This window comes from Rahnella sp. BIGb0236 (assembly GCF_004364755.1).
In the GTDB taxonomy this organism is placed as follows: Bacteria; Pseudomonadota; Gammaproteobacteria; order Enterobacterales; family Enterobacteriaceae; genus Rahnella; species Rahnella victoriana.
In genome coordinates this window covers 18,630-32,951 of the sequence record NZ_SOAO01000023.1, presented here as the reverse complement: position 1 = coordinate 32,951, position 14,322 = coordinate 18,630, and the positions used below count along the sequence as shown (strand labels likewise).

12 protein-coding genes and 4 tRNA genes are annotated in these 14,322 nt (G+C 48.5%); 14 read left to right on the top strand and 2 right to left on the bottom strand.

Translation table 11 applies throughout. The features are described 5' to 3' along the window. Positions 1-238: 238 nt before the first annotated feature. A complete protein-coding gene (murB, locus tag EDF78_RS25110) occupies positions 239-1,276 on the top strand; it encodes a UDP-N-acetylmuramate dehydrogenase (RefSeq protein ID WP_133824171.1) in 1,038 nt (345 codons plus the stop codon). Further along, on the top strand, positions 1,273-2,232 hold the full coding sequence (gene birA / locus EDF78_RS25105; protein ID WP_095924280.1) for a bifunctional biotin--[acetyl-CoA-carboxylase] ligase/biotin operon repressor BirA: 960 nt from the start codon (positions 1,273-1,275) through the stop codon (positions 2,230-2,232). Before murB ends, birA begins: the two co-directional genes overlap by 4 nt. A gap of 51 nt (positions 2,233-2,283) precedes the next feature. Here the strand turns inward: birA and coaA are convergent, their stop codons facing one another. Further along, positions 2,284-3,234, bottom strand: a complete 951-nt coding sequence (coaA, locus tag EDF78_RS25100) for a type I pantothenate kinase (protein ID WP_133824170.1) — start codon at positions 3,232-3,234, stop codon at positions 2,284-2,286. A 217-nt stretch (positions 3,235-3,451) separates the two neighbouring features. Then, positions 3,452-3,988, bottom strand: a complete 537-nt coding sequence (locus EDF78_RS25095) for a GNAT family N-acetyltransferase (protein ID WP_133824169.1) — start codon at positions 3,986-3,988, stop codon at positions 3,452-3,454. A gap of 385 nt (positions 3,989-4,373) precedes the next feature. On the opposite strand from EDF78_RS25095, the gene EDF78_RS25090 reads away from it, so the two are divergent. From EDF78_RS25090 to rpoB, 12 genes are all read left to right on the top strand, one after another. Beyond that, a tRNA-Thr gene (locus tag EDF78_RS25090) sits at positions 4,374-4,449 on the top strand. 19 nt (positions 4,450-4,468) lie between these two features. Further along, a tRNA-Tyr gene (locus EDF78_RS25085) sits at positions 4,469-4,553 on the top strand. Between the two features lie 130 nt (positions 4,554-4,683). Continuing rightward, positions 4,684-4,758: transfer RNA gene (locus tag EDF78_RS25080), tRNA-Gly, on the top strand. A 7-nt stretch (positions 4,759-4,765) separates the two neighbouring features. After that, positions 4,766-4,841: transfer RNA gene (locus tag EDF78_RS25075), tRNA-Thr, on the top strand. Between the two features lie 112 nt (positions 4,842-4,953). Continuing rightward, complete coding sequence (tuf, locus tag EDF78_RS25070; protein WP_013573670.1) at positions 4,954-6,138, top strand: elongation factor Tu; 1,185 nt, start codon at positions 4,954-4,956, stop codon at positions 6,136-6,138. A 253-nt stretch (positions 6,139-6,391) separates the two neighbouring features. Next, complete coding sequence (gene secE / locus EDF78_RS25065) at positions 6,392-6,775, top strand: preprotein translocase subunit SecE (protein ID WP_034794996.1); 384 nt, start codon at positions 6,392-6,394, stop codon at positions 6,773-6,775. Beyond that, complete coding sequence (gene nusG / locus EDF78_RS25060) at positions 6,776-7,321, top strand: transcription termination/antitermination protein NusG (protein WP_009639145.1); 546 nt, start codon at positions 6,776-6,778, stop codon at positions 7,319-7,321. A gap of 179 nt (positions 7,322-7,500) precedes the next feature. Beyond that, entirely contained in the window at positions 7,501-7,929 is a 429-nt protein-coding gene (gene rplK / locus EDF78_RS25055) for a 50S ribosomal protein L11 (protein WP_013577413.1), read from the top strand. A gap of 3 nt (positions 7,930-7,932) precedes the next feature. Further along, entirely contained in the window at positions 7,933-8,637 is a 705-nt protein-coding gene (gene rplA / locus EDF78_RS25050) for a 50S ribosomal protein L1 (RefSeq protein WP_095924284.1), read from the top strand. Between the two features lie 337 nt (positions 8,638-8,974). Continuing rightward, positions 8,975-9,472: a 50S ribosomal protein L10 gene (gene rplJ, locus EDF78_RS25045; RefSeq protein WP_013577411.1), complete on the top strand. Its 498-nt coding sequence runs from the start codon at positions 8,975-8,977 to the stop codon at positions 9,470-9,472. Between the two features lie 66 nt (positions 9,473-9,538). Further along, positions 9,539-9,904, top strand: a complete 366-nt coding sequence (gene rplL, locus EDF78_RS25040; protein WP_013577410.1) for a 50S ribosomal protein L7/L12 — start codon at positions 9,539-9,541, stop codon at positions 9,902-9,904. Between the two features lie 332 nt (positions 9,905-10,236). Further along, positions 10,237-14,265 carry a DNA-directed RNA polymerase subunit beta gene (gene rpoB, locus EDF78_RS25035; protein ID WP_095924285.1) on the top strand — a complete coding sequence of 1,343 codons (4,029 nt, stop codon included), beginning with the start codon at positions 10,237-10,239 and terminating at the stop codon, positions 14,263-14,265. Positions 14,266-14,322 lie beyond the last annotated feature (57 nt).

Sequence of the window (14,322 nt, the reverse complement as noted above, 5' to 3'; positions counted from 1 at the left end):
GCGCCGATGGTAGTGTGGGGTCTCCCCATGCGAGAGTAGGGAACTGCCAGGCATCAAATAAAGCCAAAAGCCCCGCACGAAAGTGTGGGGCTTTTTGCTATGGGGAATTTGAGGCAGCATGTATATTATTCATCCCATTCTCACATCAGCTATTTCGCCCACCCTGTAAAACGCTACGTAACCGGATATCGAATCGGTTAAACTAAGCCTAAATAAGTCACTCATGAGTAATATTGTTATGTCGACTGGCGGTACTTCTCTTCAATCCCTGAATACATTTTCTCTGGCGGCTGATGCGGCTGAAATTATTCATGCTCAAAACGTTGAACAACTGATTGCCGCATGGAAATCAGCGCAGGAAAAACAGCAGCCATTTTTGCTTTTAGGTGAAGGAAGTAATGTTCTTTTCCTTGAGGATTTTGCAGGGTCAGTAGTCCTGAATCGGATCAAGGGGATCAGTCTGACTGAAAATGCTGATGAGTGGTTGCTGCATGTCGGGGCGGGTGAAAACTGGCACCATCTGGTGTGTTACACCTTAGATCATAATATTGCAGGTCTCGAGAATCTTGCTTTAATTCCGGGATGTGTAGGTTCTGCCCCGATTCAAAATATTGGTGCATACGGAATCGAGCTACAAAGCGTTTGTGAATACGTTGATGTTTTGGATCTTCAGGCAGGGAAAGTGACCCGTTTAACATCTGCAGAATGCCAGTTTGGTTATCGCGAGAGCATATTTAAACATGCCTATAAAGACGGATATGCCATTATCTCTGTAGGTCTGAAGCTAAAAAAACACTGGCAACCAAAATTAACATATGGAGATCTGAGCCGCTTAGATCCAGAGACTGTCACTCCCCGTGAAATCTTTGATTCCGTTTGCGCGATGCGACAAAACAAATTGCCAGATCCTGCCGTTACCGGTAATGCCGGAAGTTTCTACAAGAACCCTGCAGTGGATGCATCGGTAGCGGAGAAAATCAGCAGTGAATATCCCACTATGCCTTCTTATCCGCAGGCTAACGGACAAATAAAGCTGGCAGCCGGTTGGTTGGTTGAACAGGCCGGTCTGAAAGGCTTTGCCATTGGTGGGGCTGCCGTTCACGATAAACAGGCTTTGGTACTGATCAACAAAGACCACGCAAGCAGTGCAGATGTACGCGCATTGGCAAAATATGTGCGTGATACTGTTGCTGAAAAATTTGGTATCTGGCTTGAACCTGAAGTTCGTTTTATCGCAGGTAATGGTGAAGTAAACGCTGTGGGAGCACTGTCATGAAAGATATTACCGTTCCTCTGCAGTTGATTTCTATTTTAGCTGATGGTGAATTTCATTCCGGCGAACAGTTAGGTACAGCCATGGGCATGAGCCGTGCTGCGATTAATAAACATATCCAGACGGTACGTGACTGGGGCGTTGATATCTTTACTGTCCCGGGTAAAGGTTACAGCCTGCCATATCCTATCCAGTTGCTCGACGAAGAGAAAATTCTTGCACTGCTCCCGGCAGGTCAGGTCAGGGTTTTGCCCGTTATCGATTCTACTAACCAGTATCTTATGGACCGAATCGGCGAATTAAGTTCTGGAGATGCATGCGTAGCAGAATATCAACAGGCGGGTCGGGGACGTCGCGGGCGCAAGTGGTTCTCACCTTTTGGAAGTAATCTTTATCTTTCTATGTACTGGAAGCTGGAACAGGGACCTGCCGCAGCAATGGGGCTGAGCCTGGTTATCGGCATTGTTATGGCAGAAGTTCTGCAGCGACTGGGTGCGAAAGATGTACGCGTTAAATGGCCTAATGATCTTTATCTTAATGACCGCAAGCTGGCAGGGATACTGGTTGAATTAACCGGCAAAACCGGAGATGCGGCACAGCTGGTTATTGGTGCGGGGATCAACCTTAAGATGCGAGAACCCGCGACAGACACGATCAATCAGGGATGGATAAATCTGCAGGAGGCGGGGGTTAATATTGATCGCAATGAACTCACCGCAACCTTACTGAAAGAGCTACGGTCAGCATTATTACATTTCGAGCAGGAAGGATTGGCGCCATTTATTACCCGCTGGCGGGGATTAGATAACTTCCTCGACCGCCCGGTTAAATTACTCATCGGTGATCAGGAAATTCATGGTATCGAGCGAGGCATCGATGCCCAGGGAGCACTGTTGCTTGAACAGGATGGCGTGCAAAAACCTTATATTGGTGGTGAGATTTCACTGCGCGGCGTCTGATGAAAATAAAGGAGAGCGTTTGCTCTCCTTTATTCAATTAAGGTGAGTTATTTATTTTCTTAACCGAACGCTTTCAACTGCATGGTTAGCACTTTTGGTCAGAATTAAGCTGGCTCGTTCACGCGTTGGTAAGATATTTTCTTGCAAATTCAATCCATTAATCTCATTCCACAATTGCGTTGCAATGTTCACTGCTTCTTCTTCAGGCAGTTTTGCATAATGGTGGAAATAAGAGTCCGGGTCTGAAAATGCACCCTGTCTGAATTTAAGGAACCGGTTAATATACCAGCCTTGTAACAAGTCTTCGGGCGCATCAACGTATATAGAGAAATCGACAAAGTCAGAAACAAATACATGGTGCGGGTCATGGGGATAATCCATACCACTTTGTAAGACATTCAACCCTTCCAGGATCAGAATATCGGGTTGCTCAATGACTTTATTGCCATCAGGGATCACATCGTAGATCAGATGTGAATAGACAGGGGCTGTCACATGTTTCGCTCCGGACTTAACTTCTGATACGAAATTCACCAGTTGATGCATATCGTAAGACTGTGGGAATCCTTTTTTCTTCATTATCCCGCGCTCCTGGAGCGTCTTGTTGGGATAAAGGAAACCATCAGTGGTAATCAGTTCTACGGAACGGTGCTCTGGCCAACGGCTTAGCAATGCCTGAAGGACACGGGCAGTGGTACTTTTACCCACCGCCACACTTCCCGCAATTCCAATGACATAAGGGATTTTTTGTCCATCTGTACCGAGGAACTGTTCCAGCACGGCTTGTCGGCGCAAGTTAGAACTGATGTAAAAATTGAGAAGGCGCGAAAGCGGCAGATAGATTTGCGCAACTTCCTCGAGGGATAAATCCTCGTTTATGCCTTTCAGGTTCACCACTTCCGCTTCTTTAAGCGTGAGCGGTACTGAATCACGTAAGGCTGCCCACTGCGCACGATCGAATTGCAGATAAGGAGTTGCCAAAGATGGGTCTCTTTTTTTCATAAGTTAAAGTCTGCCTGTTAGCGCAGGTCAGGAAAGGCGATCACGCCAACTCCAGACAGTAAACCAGCAGCATATTATAGACACCTTAATTTTTGGGGGAGATCTTTTTCTTATAACTTATCGATTTCTTTGATTGAGTTAAAAATTTTTTAAGAAAATGATGTAAACGCAGGTTACCTGTATCAGTGCGGTGAACGCTCACCACACTGCTTAAGGACTAAAAGAGGGGCTGGGATGTGTATGGGAAAGGCGAAAGTTGTTTGTAATAGACCACATCATTTTTTCTGCTGTAGCGGACAGCGTCCTGCCTGAGCTCAGCGCATCGGTATCCCTGAGCGCGGTAGAAGGCTTCTGCCTCTGAGCCGGACTGCATATCTGAGGACAATACAGAGCAACGCAACCCCTGGGCGGTATTTTCCAGCTCACGCATCAACAAACGGCCTACACCACGTCGCTTGGCGCGGGAACTGACCAGCAGAGTGACGACCTCAGCCTGATGGGACAGTTCTGACGAATGGGCTAAGTCAAGCTGGACTGTGCCGATAACACCCTGTTCATCTCTGGCAATCCACAGTAATCGCTCATTTTGAGATAGCGCAGGGCGCAGGTCATGAAAAGCGTCTTCGGCCTCTTTATGCCGGGTGATATGTGGAAAGCCGATGGAGGCACCTTGACTGTTGGCATCTACCAGCAACTGCGCCAGTTCATCTCTGTAGACAGGTAATGTTGCAGCATTGAGCATGACAATTTTCATTGCGCACTCCTTCATTTGATAAACCAGGGTGTTCGCCAGAGAGGTTGCAATATATGCGCCAGAATTTTTGGTCGGAAAATCAGGCGCAACCAGGAAAGAAATGCCTTTTGATGTTCATTAATGAAGCAAGAGCCCATTTTCGGTGCATAAATCTCAGGATTGCGCTCTGCGAATGATTATTTTCAATGAATGACTGAAAGGAAAGAGAGCAACCTGCCCATTGCCAGGCAGGAAGACAGAGGGATTTTGAATAGAATTTGAGCCTTTAAACCCCGAAGAAAGGGAAAATGCTTACTTTTTGAATAAAACATGAGCGATAGAGCAAAACATGCAATTTTTTTGTTGCATAGGCCGTAAAGTCTCCATAGAATGCGCAGCACTTGATGCCGGCATAGCTCAGTTGGTAGAGCAACTGACTTGTAATCAGTAGGTCCCGAGTTCGACTCTTGGTGCCGGCACCATTCAAGTACTTAACAATTAGGTGGGGTTCCCGAGCGGCCAAAGGGAGCAGACTGTAAATCTGCCGTCATCGACTTCGAAGGTTCGAATCCTTCCCCCACCACCATACAAGCCTTAGTAATGAGGCAGCTTGAAGTGAAAGAGTCGCTTCAAGTGAAGGTGAGGAATTAAGTGTCTCACGTCCTTTTCCCCGTCTTCAAGTTCTTCAGAACAATCAGGTAGCCGAGTTCCAGGATGCGGGCATCGTATAATGGCTATTACCTCAGCCTTCCAAGCTGATGATGTGGGTTCGATTCCCACTGCCCGCTCCAAGTATGTGCTGATATAGCTCAGTTGGTAGAGCGCACCCTTGGTAAGGGTGAGGTCGGCAGTTCGAATCTGCCTATCAGCACCACTTCAAAATCCTCCCTCCCTCCTGATCTTCTTTCTGTAAACTAATTCATCAAGCAAATGCTTGGTTGATGTGGTGATACCACCGATTTAACCGTGTCTTAGAGGGACAATCGATGTCTAAAGAAAAATTTGAACGTAACAAACCGCACGTTAACGTTGGTACTATCGGCCACGTCGACCACGGTAAAACTACCCTGACAGCAGCAATCACTACCGTTCTGGCTAAAACCTACGGCGGTTCTGCTCGCGCATTCGACCAGATCGATAACGCACCAGAAGAAAAAGCTCGTGGTATCACCATCAACACTTCCCACGTTGAATATGACACCCCGACTCGTCACTACGCGCACGTTGACTGCCCAGGGCACGCCGACTACGTGAAAAACATGATCACCGGTGCTGCTCAGATGGACGGCGCTATCCTGGTTGTTGCTGCAACTGACGGCCCTATGCCTCAGACTCGTGAGCACATCCTGCTGGGTCGCCAGGTTGGCGTTCCATACATGATCGTGTTCATGAACAAATGCGACATGGTTGATGATGAAGAGCTGCTGGAACTGGTAGAAATGGAAGTTCGTGAACTTCTGTCTGCTTACGAATTCCCAGGCGACGACATCCCGGTCATCAAAGGTTCAGCGCTGAAAGCACTGGAAGGCGATGCAACTTGGGAAGCGAAAATCATCGAACTGGCAGAAGCACTGGACAGCTACATTCCATTGCCAGAGCGTGCTATCGATAAGCCATTCCTGCTGCCAATCGAAGACGTATTCTCCATCTCCGGTCGTGGTACAGTTGTTACCGGTCGTGTAGAGCGCGGTATCGTTAAAGTGGGCGAAGAAGTTGAAATCGTGGGTATCAAGGACACTGTTAAGTCTACTTGTACCGGCGTTGAAATGTTCCGCAAACTGCTGGACGAAGGCCGTGCTGGTGAGAACGTTGGTGTTCTGCTGCGTGGTATCAAACGTGAAGACATCGAACGTGGTCAGGTTCTGGCTAAACCAGGTTCAATCAAACCACACACCAAGTTTGATTCCGAAGTGTATATCCTGAGCAAAGATGAAGGTGGTCGTCATACTCCATTCTTCAAAGGCTACCGTCCACAGTTCTACTTCCGTACAACTGACGTGACCGGTACTATCGAACTGCCAGAAGGCGTTGAGATGGTAATGCCTGGTGACAACGTGAACATGGTTGTTACCCTGATCCACCCAATCGCGATGGATGACGGCCTGCGTTTCGCAATCCGTGAAGGCGGCCGTACTGTAGGCGCTGGTGTTGTTGCTAAAGTTATCGCTTAATCGCTGATAATTTTTTGTCACTATTCGTTGACGCAATACACCCTAAAAGGGCATCATTCGATGCCCTTTTTTCTACGCTGTGGCGCGAGAACCTATCTCATCAGCGATTTATACGTCATAATCACTGGTGAGATAGGCTCTGAGATATAGCGTAAAACACCGAATTGCGCTCTAGTAGAGCATCGATCGGTTTGGTTTGCCTCGCAATGCGAGGCAAAGTTGTTTGTTCTGAATCATTGTGACGGGTTGGTTTATGAGTGCGAATACCGAGGCTCAAGGGAGCGGGCGCGGCCTGGAAGCGGTAAAGTGGCTGGTTGTTGCCGTTTTGTTGGTTGTAGCTATTGTCGGTAACTACTATTACCGTGCATACAGCCTGCCGTTACGCGCGTTAGCCGTAGTAGTTATTATCGCAATTGCAGGTGCGGTGGCATTATTGACCACTAAAGGCAAAGCGACAGTCGCGTTTGCTCGCGAAGCGCGTACTGAAGTACGTAAAGTCATTTGGCCAACGCGCCAGGAAACATTGCATACCACACTGATCGTTGCTGCGGTGACTGCCGTTATGTCTCTGATTCTGTGGGGGCTGGATGGTATTTTAGTCCGCCTGGTATCTTTCATTACTGGCTTGAGGTTCTAAATGTCTGAAGCACCTAAAAAACGTTGGTACGTCGTTCAGGCGTTTTCCGGCTTTGAAGGCCGCGTAGCGCAATCGCTGCGTGAGCACATCAAATTACATGACATGGAAGAACTGTTTGGTGAAGTCATGGTTCCAACCGAAGAAGTGGTTGAGATCCGTGGTGGCCAACGCCGTAAAAGTGAACGTAAATTCTTCCCGGGTTATGTGCTGGTACAAATGGTGATGAATGACGCCAGCTGGCACTTAGTTCGCAGCGTTCCTCGTGTCATGGGCTTCATTGGCGGAACGTCAGATCGTCCTGCACCAATCAGCGATAAAGAAGTTGATGCGATCATGAATCGCCTGCAACAAGTGGGTGATAAGCCACGTCCTAAAACACTGTTTGAACCAGGCGAACTGGTGCGTGTTAACGACGGTCCGTTTGCGGACTTCAATGGTGTGGTCGAAGAAGTTGATTACGAAAAAAGCCGCCTGAAAGTGTCTGTATCCATCTTTGGCCGTGCAACACCGGTTGAACTGGACTTCGGTCAGGTAGAAAAAGGCTAACAACAGCGTTCTCAATATTCATTAGAACAGATGTTGTACAGGGCGCGAAATTGAACTATAATTTCGCGCCTTTTGTTTTTATGTGTGGTCTCTGCACATAAAAAGATAAAGAACAAAGTTCTGTAAATAACGGGGAGCCTCTTCAAACAGGCGATATTACCCAAACGAGGATATTTACCATGGCCAAGAAAGTACAAGCCTACGTTAAGCTGCAAGTTGCAGCTGGTATGGCAAACCCAAGTCCGCCAGTTGGTCCAGCTCTGGGTCAGCAAGGCGTGAACATCATGGAATTCTGTAAAGCGTTCAATGCTAAAACTGATAGCATGGAAAAAGGCTTACCGATTCCTGTTGTTATTACTGTTTACTCTGACCGTTCTTTCACCTTTGTTACCAAAACCCCTCCTGCAGCAGTACTGCTGAAGAAAGCGGCTGGTATCAAGTCTGGTTCCGGCAAGCCGAACAAAGACAAAGTGGGTAAAGTAACGAGTGCTCAGGTTCGTGAAATCGCAGAAACCAAAGCTGCGGACATGACTGGTTCTGACGTTGAAGCGATGACTCGCTCCATCGAAGGTACTGCTCGTTCCATGGGCCTGGTAGTGGAGGATTAATAAATGGCTAAGCTGACCAAGCGCATGCGCGTGATCCGTGACAAAGTTGATGCTACTAAACAGTATGACATCACCGAAGCCGTTGCTCTGCTCAAAGAGCTGGCCACTGCTAAATTCGTAGAAAGCGTTGACGTTGCTGTTAACCTCGGCATCGACGCTCGTAAATCTGATCAAAACGTTCGCGGCGCAACCGTACTGCCACACGGCACCGGTCGTTCTGTTCGCGTTGCCGTCTTCACCCAAGGTGCAAACGCTGAAGCTGCTAAAGCTGCAGGCGCTGAGCTGGTAGGTATGGAAGATCTGGCTGACATGATCAAGAAAGGCGAAATGAACTTCGACGTTGTTATTGCATCTCCTGATGCAATGCGCGTTGTTGGCCAATTAGGTCAGGTACTGGGCCCACGTGGTCTGATGCCTAACCCGAAAGTGGGTACTGTAACTCCTAACGTTGCTGAAGCAGTTAAGAACGCTAAAGCGGGTCAGGTTCGTTACCGTAACGACAAAAACGGCATCATCCATACCACTATCGGTAAGGTTGATTTCGAATCCGACAAGCTGAAAGAAAACCTGGAAGCTCTGTTGGTCGCTCTGAAAAAAGCGAAGCCTTCTCAGGCTAAAGGCGTTTTCATCAAGAAAGTAAGCCTGTCCACTACCATGGGCGCAGGTCTTTCTGTTGATCAAAGCGGCCTGAGCGCAACAGTTAACTAATTAACTGCTGACGTTTATCGCTTTACGCGGGCGATAGATTTGTCTAGAATCTATGGCCCGTTGTTTCGTTAATGCGAAACCAAGAATTTTCGGTTGGAGTCTGGCCTATCCAGACCTCCGTCCAAGACCGCAGGTGTCCTGAAAGGGACTTAATCCTTCCTGCGTAGACGGTGACAGAGCCTGAAGAAAATATTTCTTTGTCTTTTTTATAAAGAATTAAGATTTGTCTTTGCTGGATTCTCTGCTCACCGTGTTTGAACGCTTGATATCGATACTCGATAACAAGTGATGTGAGTTCCGGGGATTTTCCCCGGCTAAATCCAGGAGCAAAAAGCTAATGGCATTAAATCTTCAAGACAAACAAGCGATTGTTGCTGAAGTCATCGAAGTAGCCAAAGGCGCGCTGTCTGCGGTTGTTGCGGATTCCCGTGGCGTAACTGTAGATAAAATGACTGAACTGCGTAAAGCAGGTCGTGAAGCTGGCGTTTACATGCGTGTTGTTCGTAACACCTTGATGCGTCGCGTCGTAGAAGGTACTCAGTTTGAGTGCCTGAAAGACACGTTTGTCGGTCCAACCTTGATTGCATTCTCTACTGAACACCCAGGCGCTGCTGCCCGTCTGTTCAAAGATTTCGCTAAAGCGAATGCAAAATTTGAGGTTAAAGCTGCGGCCTTTGAAGGTGAGTTTATCTCTGCGGCTCAAATCGACCGCTTGGCAACTCTGCCTACTTACGAAGAAGCAATCGCACGCCTGATGGCAACCATGAAAGAAGCCTCTGCAGGCAAATTGGTTCGCACTCTGGCTGCTGTACGCGATCAGAAAGAAGCTGCTTAATCAGCCTTTTTTATCTCGTTCATTTGCTTACGTATACACTATTTCTGAATTCTAGGAACACTTGAAATGTCAATCACTAAAGAACAAATCATTGAAGGCGTTGCAGCTCTGTCTGTAATGGAAATCGTTGAACTGATCTCCGCTATGGAAGAGAAATTCGGCGTTTCTGCTGCTGCTGCTGTTGCAGGTCCTGCTGCTGCTGCTGAAGCTGTTGAAGAAAAAACTGAGTTCGACGTTGTTCTGGCCGCTGTTGGCGCGAACAAAGTTGCAGTTATCAAAGCTGTTCGCACCGCGACTGGCCTGGGTCTGAAAGAAGCTAAAGACCTGGTTGAGTCTGCTCCAGCAGCTCTGAAAGAAGGCATCAGCAAAGACGACGCTGAAGCTCTGAAAAAATCTCTGGAAGAAGCTGGTGCTTCTGTTGAAGTTAAGTAAGTTTAACTTCCCGGAGTGCAGTCTGTCCTAACAGACTGATGGCTGGTGACTTTTTAGTCACCAGCCTTTTTGCGCTATAGAGTGTCAGTGGTGTTTCACACTGTTTGAGCACTGAACTACTCTAATATCTCTTTCTATAGACGCCTTAATATATTGTTGCCTCTTGCTGTAGCTCATCTACAGATAACGCACAACGAAATGATTTAAGAGTGGTAGAAAACAGATATTGCGGAAAGCGTTCCTGCTTTCCGGTCGACATAAACGGTGTTGCATGAACTGTCCTTCTCAGGGCAGACAAGATTGGGTCACTGATCAGCGAGCTGAGGAACCCTATGGTTTACTCCTATACCGAGAAAAAACGCATTCGTAAGGATTTTGGTAAACGTCCACAAGTTCTGGACATTCCATATCTCCTTTCTATCCAGCTTGACTCGTTCCAGAAGTTTATCGAGCAAGATCCGGAAGGCCAGTACGGTCTGGAAGCTGCATTCCGTTCTGTATTCCCTATCAAGAGCTACAGCGGTAACTCTGAGCTGCAATACGTTAGCTACCGTCTTGGTGAGCCTGTATTCGACGTTAAAGAATGCCAGATCCGTGGTGTGACGTTCTCCGCGCCACTGCGCGTGAAACTGCGTCTGGTAATCTACGAGCGCGAAGCACCAGAAGGTACGGTCAAAGACATCAAGGAACAAGAAGTCTATATGGGCGAAATTCCGCTCATGACCGAAAATGGTACCTTTGTGATTAACGGTACTGAGAGGGTTATCGTATCTCAGCTGCACCGTAGTCCGGGCGTATTCTTCGACAGCGATAAGGGTAAAACCCACTCCTCGGGTAAAGTGCTTTATAACGCACGTATCATCCCTTACCGCGGTTCATGGTTGGATTTCGAGTTTGACCCGAAAGACAACCTGTTTGTACGTATTGACCGTCGCCGTAAATTGCCTGCGACCATCATTCTGCGTGCATTAAATTACACGACTGAACAGATCCTTGACCTGTTCTTTGACAAGGTGACTTACCAGATCCGCGACAACAAGTTGCAGATGGAACTGGTACCTGAGCGCCTGCGCGGTGAAACAGCTTCCTTTGATATTGAAGCTGACGGCAAAGTCTATGTAGAAAAAGGCCGCCGCATCACTGCCCGTCATATTCGTCAGCTTGAAAAAGACGAAATTCAGCGCATCGAAGTTCCTGTTGAGTACATCGCAGGGAAAGTGGTCTCTAAAGACTACATCGACACCAATACCGGTGAGCTGATCGTCCCGGCTAACATGGAATTGTCTCTGGATCTGCTGGCGAAACTGAGCCAGTCCGGTCACAAAACCATTGAAACGCTGTTCACCAACGACCTCGATCATGGCGCGTACATGTCCGAGACCATTCGCGTCGACCCAACCAGCGATCGCCTGAGCGCACTGGTTGAGATCTACCGAATGATGCGTCCTGGTGAGCCACCAACGCGTGAAGCGGCTGAAAGCCTGTTCGAGAACCTGTTCTTCTCTGAAGATCGTTACGACCTCTCTGCTGTAGGTCGTATGAAGTTCAACCGTTCTCTGCTGCGTGATGAAATCGAAGGTTCAGGTATCCTGAGCAAAGACGACATCATTCAGGTGATGAAAAAGCTGATCGGCATTCGTAACGGCCAGGGCGAAGTGGATGATATCGACCACTTGGGCAACCGTCGTATTCGTTCTGTTGGCGAAATGGCTGAAAACCAATTCCGTGTTGGTCTGGTTCGTGTTGAGCGTGCGGTTAAAGAGCGTCTCTCTCTGGGCGACCTCGACACATTGATGCCTCAGGATATGATCAACGCTAAGCCGATTTCGGCTGCGGTGAAAGAATTCTTCGGTTCAAGCCAGCTGTCACAATTTATGGACCAGAACAACCCGTTGTCTGAGATTACGCACAAACGTCGTATCTCTGCATTGGGCCCGGGCGGTTTGACCCGTGAACGTGCTGGCTTTGAAGTTCGAGACGTACACCCGACTCACTACGGTCGCGTATGTCCAATCGAAACGCCAGAAGGTCCAAACATCGGTCTGATCAACTCCTTGTCTGTTTATGCACAGACCAATGAGTACGGTTTCCTGGAAACCCCTTACCGTCGCGTACGTGATGGTCTGGTGACTGATGAAATCAACTATCTGTCTGCCATTGAAGAAGGCAACTTCGTTATCGCTCAGGCGAACTCCAACCTGGACGAAGAAGGGCGCTTCATTGAAGACCTGGTCACTTGTCGTAGCAAAGGCGAATCAAGCCTGTTTAGCCGCGATCAGGTTGACTACATGGACGTTTCCACCCAGCAGGTTGTATCCGTTGGTGCTTCACTGATTCCATTCCTGGAACACGATGACGCCAACCGTGCATTGATGGGTGCGAACATGCAACGTCAGGCAGTTCCGACCCTGCGCGCTGATAAGCCGCTGGTTGGTACTGGTATGGAACGTGCTGTAGCGGTTGACTCCGGTGTTACTGCCGTAGCCAAACGTGGCGGTATTGTTCAGTACGTGGATGCATCCCGTATCGTTATTCGTGTTAACGAAGAAGAGATGTACCCGGGCGAAGCAGGTATCGACATTTATAACCTGACCAAATACACCCGTTCTAACCAGAACACCTGCATCAACCAGATGCCGTGTGTGAATCTGGGCGAACCTATCGAGCGCGGCGACGTGCTGGCAGATGGTCCGTCAACAGATCTGGGCGAACTGGCTCTGGGTCAGAACATGCGTGTCGCGTTCATGCCTTGGAACGGTTACAACTTCGAAGACTCCATCTTGGTCTCCGAACGTGTTGTGCAGGAAGACCGCTTCACCACCATCCATATCCAGGAACTGGCATGTGTGTCCCGTGACACCAAGTTAGGGCCTGAAGAGATCACCGCTGACATCCCTAACGTGGGTGAAGCTGCGCTCTCCAAACTGGATGAATCCGGTATCGTTTATATCGGTGCTGAAGTGACCGGTGGTGACATTCTGGTTGGTAAGGTAACGCCTAAAGGTGAAACCCAGCTGACGCCAGAAGAGAAACTGCTGCGTGCGATCTTCGGTGAGAAAGCGTCTGATGTTAAAGACTCTTCTCTGCGTGTACCAAACGGCGTTTCCGGTACGGTTATCGACGTGCAAGTCTTCACCCGCGATGGCGTGGAAAAAGACAAGCGTGCGTTGGAAATCGAAGAGATGCAGCTGAAGCAGGCTAAGAAAGACCTGACTGAAGAGCTGCAGATCCTGGAAGCCGGTCTGTTTGCACGTATCCAGTCTGCGCTGGTTGCTGGCGGTGTTGAAGCTGACAAGCTGGGCAAATTGCCTCGCGATCGTTGGTTAGAACTGTCACTGACTGACGAAGACAAACAGAATCAGTTGGAACAGCTTGCTGAACAGTACGACGAACTGAAATCCGAGTTTGAGAAAAAACTCGAAGCTAAACGTCGTAAAATCACTCAGGGCGATGATCTGGCACCGGGCGTGCTGAAAATCGTTAAAGTGTATTTGGCCGTTAAACGTCAAATCCAGCCTGGTGACAAGATGGCAGGTCGCCACGGTAACAAAGGTGTTATCTCCAAGATCAACCCGATCGAAGATATGCCTTACGATGAAAACGGGACACCTGTTGATATCGTGCTGAACCCGCTGGGCGTTCCATCACGTATGAACATTGGTCAGATTTTGGAAACCCACCTGGGTATGGCCGCGAAAGGTATTGGTGAAAAAATCAATGCCATGCTGAAGAAACAGGAAGAAGTTTCTAAGCTGCGCGAGTTCATCCAGCGTGCCTATGATCTGGGCGACGACGTTTGTCAGAAAGTTGATCTGACCACCTTCACCGATGACGAAGTATTGCGTCTGGCTGAGAACCTGAAAAAAGGTATGCCAATCGCAACACCAGTCTTCGACGGTGCGAAAGAGTCAGAGATCAAGCAACTGCTTGAAATGGGCGGAATCCCAACCTCTGGCCAGATCACACTGTTTGACGGCCGTACCGGCGAGCAATTCGAGCGTCAGGTTACCGTCGGCTACATGTACATGCTGAAACTGAACCACCTTGTTGACGATAAGATGCACGCGCGTTCTACCGGTTCTTACAGCCTTGTTACTCAGCAGCCGCTGGGTGGTAAAGCTCAGTTCGGTGGTCAGCGCTTCGGTGAGATGGAAGTGTGGGCACTGGAAGCATACGGTGCCGCGTATACCCTGCAGGAAATGCTGACTGTTAAGTCCGATGACGTGAACGGCCGTACTAAGATGTATAAAAACATCGTAGATGGCGATCATCGTATGGAACCAGGCATGCCGGAATCCTTCAACGTACTGTTGAAAGAAATCCGTTCTCTGGGTATCAACATCGAGCTGGAAGACGAGTAAGTACTCGAATTCGCACTGATCACAGGGGCACCTGCCTGTTAATCAATACAGACCAGG

Bases quoted from the DNA above. Each gene is read 5' to 3' on its own strand.
- tuf (WP_013573670.1), top strand. From the start codon at position 4,954: ATGTCTAAAGAAAAATTTGAACGTAACAAACCGCACGTTAACGTTGGT.
- coaA (WP_133824170.1), bottom strand. From the start codon at position 3,234: ATGAAAAAAAGAGACCCATCTTTGGCAACTCCTTATCTGCAATTCGAT.
- secE (WP_034794996.1), top strand. From the start codon at position 6,392: ATGAGTGCGAATACCGAGGCTCAAGGGAGCGGGCGCGGCCTGGAAGCG.
- nusG (WP_009639145.1), top strand. From the start codon at position 6,776: ATGTCTGAAGCACCTAAAAAACGTTGGTACGTCGTTCAGGCGTTTTCC.
- murB (WP_133824171.1), top strand. From the start codon at position 239: ATGTCGACTGGCGGTACTTCTCTTCAATCCCTGAATACATTTTCTCTG.
- rplK (WP_013577413.1), top strand. From the start codon at position 7,501: ATGGCCAAGAAAGTACAAGCCTACGTTAAGCTGCAAGTTGCAGCTGGT.
- EDF78_RS25095 (WP_133824169.1), bottom strand. From the start codon at position 3,988: ATGAAAATTGTCATGCTCAATGCTGCAACATTACCTGTCTACAGAGAT.
- rplA (WP_095924284.1), top strand. From the start codon at position 7,933: ATGGCTAAGCTGACCAAGCGCATGCGCGTGATCCGTGACAAAGTTGAT.
- rplL (WP_013577410.1), top strand. From the start codon at position 9,539: ATGTCAATCACTAAAGAACAAATCATTGAAGGCGTTGCAGCTCTGTCT.
- rplJ (WP_013577411.1), top strand. From the start codon at position 8,975: ATGGCATTAAATCTTCAAGACAAACAAGCGATTGTTGCTGAAGTCATC.
- rpoB (WP_095924285.1), top strand. From the start codon at position 10,237: ATGGTTTACTCCTATACCGAGAAAAAACGCATTCGTAAGGATTTTGGT.
- birA (WP_095924280.1), top strand. From the start codon at position 1,273: ATGAAAGATATTACCGTTCCTCTGCAGTTGATTTCTATTTTAGCTGAT.